Consider the following 5,914-nt stretch of genomic DNA (forward strand, 5'->3'; position numbering starts at 1 on the left):
GACCTTGACCTGCGCCACCACCTGCGCGGACGACCCATCCACCAACGCCGCCTGACCCACCGACGACACCAACCACGCCGACCCGTCATCCAACGCCACCGACCGCGCCGGAACATCCCCCAACCAACCAGCCACCAACGCACCCAGAACAACGACACCGGCCAGTGCGGCGCCCAATCTGGTACCCAGCCTGGCACCCCGCGCCGGACGCGTAAGCCCTCGACGCCGCATCTCCATCACCTCACGTCAGTGGGAAGCCGGAGCCAAAAAATGATCACTAGTTGCCGCCTGGGAGCAACGGCCGGGGATCGACCATCGCCCGCACCCGCCGGGGCAGCCCACCCGCGCGGTTGAGCTCACGGCAGGCGAGTCGGGTGAGCTCCCAGGCGCGCCGGGCATCGGCCTCGCCGGGCTCGGTTTCGGCGAACAATGCCGCGTTCACCACCGGCACGAGCTGTTCCATCTGCTCCCCGGCCGCGCCCACAGCGCGCAGATCACGGGTGCGCCCCACCACGTCCCGCGTGGTCAGGGCATGTGATCTCGGCAGGCCGCATTCGGAGAGCCTGTCGCGCACCTCACGCCAAGCGCCGCCGATACGAGCCGAGGGTGGCCCGGAATGCTGCCGGCGCCGGCGCCTTCGTGCCTTCTCGCCTACAATCAGTAACAGAATCAGCACAATGCCCAGGAGGACGGCGAGGCCGAACCAGACCGTCGTCCGGGCCGCACCACTGCCGCCCCCGCCGCCCGGTGTACCGGTGGTGGAGAGCTCCGGCTGGATCACCGGGGGCGCCGGCTCCGCCGAGGACGGCGGCTTGTCTGCCGGCCCGCCATTGGAGAGATTCGGGTCGGCCGGTGGCAGCTTGGTCACCAGGTTGCTGACATCGGTCGGTTCGAACGCCACCCACCCGAGACCGGCGAGGTTGACCTCAGGCCATGTGTGGGCGTTGCGGGTGGTCACCCGGAACGTGTCGGGCCCGGTTGCGGACCGTTGGTCGAGCAGATAGCCGACGGCGACTCGGGACGGGAAACCCGCGATCCGTGCCATCAGCGCGAACGCGGCCGCGTGCTGTTCGGCGTAGCTGCGACGGAACTGGGCGCTGTCGGTGTCGACGGCGAGCATCCGGGAGACTGCGCCGTAGGAGTGACCGGGCGCGGCGCCGAGATCGTACGGAAACCTCTTCGGGTCCCGCAGATACGCCTGAATCCTCACCAGCCTGTCGTACGGATTGGTCGCGCCGTCGATGATGCCGTCGGTGAGTTGCGTCAGGTCGGCTGGCACGGCTCCCGGCAACGCCCGGTAGCGCGTCACCGACGGGTCGTTGAGGGGTTTGGCCGCGGCTTTCTCCGCGTCGGTGGGATTGGGAACCACCGAGCGCAGATCGTAGCGCAGGCCGGGCCCCGGGGATGTCGTCATCGCCAGAACGCCGGAATCCGGTGCGAACGCCATCGTCGCGCCGCTACCGCCGCCGTTACCGCCACCGATGTCGGTGATGCCGACCGGGCGCCCGAGCGAGGGCAGAAACACCCCGTCGAGCCGATCGACGGTGACCTCGGCATCAACGGTGGCGCCGCGCAGGGTCTGCGCGACGGGATCGTCGGGCAACGTCCGACCTGTTGCCACGAATGTCGCACCGTCGGTCCAGCTGGCACCGTCGAAGTCACCGAGAGCAGCCGTCCGGATGCGGTCGACCTGCAGACGCTCGGTCGAGGCCAGGTGGACGGTGAACAGCGGCTCCACCTGATCGGCCTGAAGTTGGGCCTTGACGTTCACCAGCGGGTTGAGCGCCGAGGTCACCTGCACCGGGGGATGGCGGTGGTCACGCGGGTTGAACCGATCGGAACCATCCGCGATCGGCAGGACCGCGGCACCGAGTGTGCCGACGACGACAAAGATGATCAATACGGGCAAGCCGAACGCAAGCCGACCCGAGGTGAGCCACTGCCACCAGCGCCCAGCACCGGCCTGCCCAGCACCGGCCTGCCCAGCACGCGCCTGTTCAGAACCTGTCTGCCCGGCACCCGACCGGCCAGCACTCGACCCGTCGTGGGAACTGGATCGATCGGATGCCCGGACGAGCGCCAGCGCTCCCCCGACCAGCAGGATGGCGCCGGCCAGCCATACCTGTGAGCGGCCGCGCGCAGCAACCAGCAGCAGGCCCGTGGCGAACGCGACGATCGGCGGCGGCAACGGAGCGAGCACGGCGTCGGTCCGCAGCGCAACGACGACGCCAACAGCCGTTGCGATCCACAGCAGCAGCGCCGGGACGATCAACAGTTCGCCGGTCGGATCCGCCGGAAGCCCCGCGGTGAGCATGTCGGCCCAGCCGTCACGCAGGCCACGGCCGAACGCCGCGAGGACCGAACCCGGCAGCCCGCTCCCCCATCGGGACGGGAACAGGGCAAGCAGGGCGAACAGCAGGCCAGCGCCGGTCGCCAGCAGGAGTGTGACGTCGAGACGACGGATCCGTACCGACACGACGGCCGCCACGACCGTGGCGAGCACGACGGAACCACCGAGCGGCACAAGGTAGCCGGCACCGGCGAAGAACGGACCGAAAACCATCGCCACCAGCACCATCACGGCCGCGACGAGCACGAGCTGGCCGACCCGCGGCCGTATCGCGCTCACCGACGTACCCTCGCGTTCCAGACGGCGGCGAAGTCCTGGCTGGTCCGGACGTTCACGACCATGGCTCCCTGCACCGAGGGTCCGGGACGATCATGCTCCTCGCCAACCTGAACCAGGCTCGCCATCGTGAACCGGCTGCGGACCATGGAGATGGCCGCGAGCATCGCGGCCGGCGCCTGCCCGGTCACGACGCCGAGCGCCACGCCGTCCTCCCGCGGCAGCATGCCGGACAGCGCCCCGAGCCCGGGGTCGTCGTCTGCGGCGCGCACATCCGCGAACAGGTCGAGGATCGACCCCCGTTCGGCCGCCCCGCGGTCGGCCACCGCGCACACCCCGCCGGTGGTCCGTACCTCGACCGGAAAGCCATGGTCCCGGGCGGAGATCGCAAGGGAGGCGGCGACGCGCACCGCGTCCTCGAAATAATCCAAGCTGTAGGGGGCGGTGCTGGTGTCGAGCACGACCATCAGCCGCGGCTCGTTGGGCACCACGTTGTGACGGACCATGAGTTTCCCGGTGCGGGCGGTCGACCGCCAGTGCACGAGCCGCAGATCATCGCCGCGGACGTACTCCCGCAGGCTGTGGAAGGCGACGCCACCGAGCGGCGCCGTGCTCGTCGTGGGCCCGTCCATGTCCCGGGAGCCGCCGGTGGGTAGCGGCGCCACCGGGTGCAGCCGAGGATGCACCTTCAGCTCCGACCGGGAGGCGTAGGAACGTCCGATGTGCATGAGCCGGAGCGGATCGCTGTGACCGATGGTGAGGGGACCCACCTGGTACACGCCGCGGCGGTCGGTGGGTAGCGGGTAGGCGGTCTCGACCGAGCGATTCGGCGCCAGACTGGGCAGGGTCACCGCGACGTGGCGCTCCCCCACGGCCTCGCTGGCGAGAAACGGCGGGCTGCGCCGCCGCGCGGAGTTGGTCACGGTGAGCAGACCCCGGGCGCCCTCGCCCTCGGCCACCCGCAGCGGCTGGATCTCCCGGACGACGGTGACCTCCGGGGTGATGAGCATCCAGGCAGCCGCAACGAGCAGGGCGGCCAGACCCCCGAGAGCGAACACGACCAGCTCCGGGTAGTCCAGCAGCGCACCGGACAGGCCGAGGATGACCACGGCCGCGGCGACGGCGAAGCCCGACCGGGTGATCATCTAGTGAACCACCCGCTGATCTGGCACCGGGACCGACGCCGTGAGCCCACCGAGCAGGCTCGCTGCGGTGCCGCCGGCCAGCTCCGCCTCGGGTCGCAGCAGCATCCGGTGGCCCAGCACGAACGGGACGAGCGTCCGCACGTCGTCCGGAGTGACGAACGACCGTCCGTCAGCCGCCGCGTGGGCCTGCGCCGCGACCGCGAGCGCGAGCCCACCACGTGGGCTCACGCCCAGGCGAAGTTCGGGCATACGCCTGGTCGCCGCAGTGATCGTGACGATGTAACCGAGCACCGCCGGGGAAAGATGGACGCGGCGCGCGATATCGGCCATCCGGACTACCTCGGCGCTGGAAAGTACCGGGTTCACCTCATTGAGCGTCTGACCGCGGGCCCGGTTCTCCAGGATCTCCACCTCGGCTTCGTGGCGCGGATAGCCGATTTCCATCCGGATCATGAACCGGTCGATCTGGGCTTCGGGGAGATCGTAGGTACCGCCGTGTTCCACCGGGTTCTGGGTTGCGATGACCATGAAGGGCCGGGCTACCTCGTAGGAGACGCCGTCCACCGTGACCTGGCGTTCCTCCATGACCTCCAGGAGCGCCGCCTGCGTTTTCGGTGAGGCGCGGTTGACCTCGTCGGCCAGCACGATGTTCCCGAACACCGCTCCGGGCCGGAACTCGAACTCCCGGGTGCGCTCGTCCCAGACCTGCACACCGGTGACATCGGTGGGAAGCAGGTCGGGGGTGAACTGGATCCGGCGCATCGTTCCGTCGATGGAATTCGCGACGGCCTTGGCAAGAGAGGTCTTACCGACACCGGGAACATCGTCGATGAGCAGGTGGCCCTCGGCCGCCATGCACACCAGGGCCAGGCGAATGACATCCCGCTTACCCCGGACGAAAAGCTCGACGTTACGGACGAGTTCCTCATACCGTTCGGCGAACCACTCGACTTCGGACACGCTCGCCGAAGGGTCGGTCATGGGCTTCTCCCCCCAGGAATCACAAGGCAAGGGCCATGGTAGAGGCCATCCCGGCCGTGGGGAACGAACCGAAAGGGCAGAGTTGTCCGCACCGTCGGGTGCTCGGACCGTCCCTGCGGGCAACGACCTGCGGCCGGTGTGCCCAGGCGGGTCGAACCGTCGTATGGTCGGGTCATTCCACATCGTCCGGTCGTGGGTAGGTCGGTAGCAGGCGGGGACGTGAACAGGGGCCGCGGGACGTGCACGGTGGCCGGGGCTGTAGGGAGCTGGAGGGAACGGAGTCGGTATGGATCCGGAACTTCGTCTCCACGAGACCCGGTTGCAGGTCCGGCCGGGTGAACTGATACAGACGACGGCGATGGTCCGCTACGACGGCGACCTCGTCGAGCGGTACACGTTTGACGTGTTGGGGGCGGCGTCGGGGTGGGCCGAGGTCATCCCGGCGGAGATCTCGGTCACCCGCGGGGTTGAGGAAACCGTTCAACTGCTGTTCCGGCCGCCGACCGGCCCGGGGACACCTGTGGGAAAGATACCGTTCGCGTTACGGTGCCGCTCGCGGGAGAACCGCAACTGGGTGGCCGTCGAAGAAGGCGACATAACGGTCGGCGCGATTCACGAGATCACGGCTGCCGTCATCACCACGAAGATACGGCGCGGGCGGTGGACAGCCCGCTGGATCGCGCGTTTCGACAATCGCGGCACCGCCCCGGCCCTACTGCGCCTGTCCGTCCCGGACGAGGACGGCGCGCTCGGCTACGCCCTCGCGCCGACGAGCATCGAGGTCCAACCGGGCGGGTCCGGCGAGGTGTTCCTCAAGGCACGGGCGGTGCGGCCGTTCCTGCGCGGCACCATGGTGCGCCACCCCGTCCGACTGCTCTACGCGAGAACCGACGAAACCCGGGCCGACGAAACCCGAACGAACCAGGCCCGAACGTACGAAGCCCGGACGAGCGGAGCCGACCAACAGGCAGTCGAGGGCCAGCTCGATGCCGTCTTCGAACAGGTCCCGGTCATACCCAGGGCAGCTGTCAAGCTGGCCGGCGTGGCGCTGGTGATCGGTATCGTCGCGACAGCCGGCGCAGCGCTGCTGACCCGGGCGCCGACGAGGGCGTCGGCACCGACCGCACCCGTCACCGCCGCGACCACACCCGTGGCCCCCACC

The 5,914-nt window shown here is 69.4% G+C and carries 4 protein-coding genes and 1 pseudogene; 1 reads left to right on the forward strand and 4 read right to left on the reverse strand.

The features are described 5' to 3' along the window. The 4 genes from U9978_RS23645 to U9978_RS23660 form a co-directional block, all read right to left on the reverse strand. On the reverse strand, positions 1-231 hold a 231-nt coding region (locus U9978_RS23645; RefSeq protein ID WP_322763356.1), incomplete at its 3' end, for a hypothetical protein. A 46-nt stretch (positions 232-277) separates the two neighbouring features. Continuing rightward, a complete protein-coding gene (locus tag U9978_RS23650) occupies positions 278-2,629 on the reverse strand; it encodes a transglutaminase TgpA family protein (RefSeq protein ID WP_322763357.1) in 2,352 nt (783 codons plus the stop codon). Next, positions 2,626-3,771, reverse strand: a complete 1,146-nt coding sequence (locus U9978_RS23655; RefSeq protein ID WP_322763358.1) for a DUF58 domain-containing protein — start codon at positions 3,769-3,771, stop codon at positions 2,626-2,628. Before U9978_RS23655 ends, U9978_RS23650 begins: the two co-directional genes overlap by 4 nt. Next, complete coding sequence (locus U9978_RS23660) at positions 3,772-4,752, reverse strand: MoxR family ATPase (protein WP_322763359.1); 981 nt, start codon at positions 4,750-4,752, stop codon at positions 3,772-3,774. A gap of 286 nt (positions 4,753-5,038) precedes the next feature. Between U9978_RS23660 and U9978_RS23665 the strand changes: the two are divergent. Further along, positions 5,039-5,914, forward strand: a pseudogene (locus tag U9978_RS23665) (fibronectin type III domain-containing protein); the annotation flags it as partial.

It is taken from the genome of Protofrankia sp. Cr2 (genome assembly GCF_963555885.1).
Classification (GTDB): Bacteria; Actinomycetota; Actinomycetes; order Frankiales; family Frankiaceae; genus Protofrankia.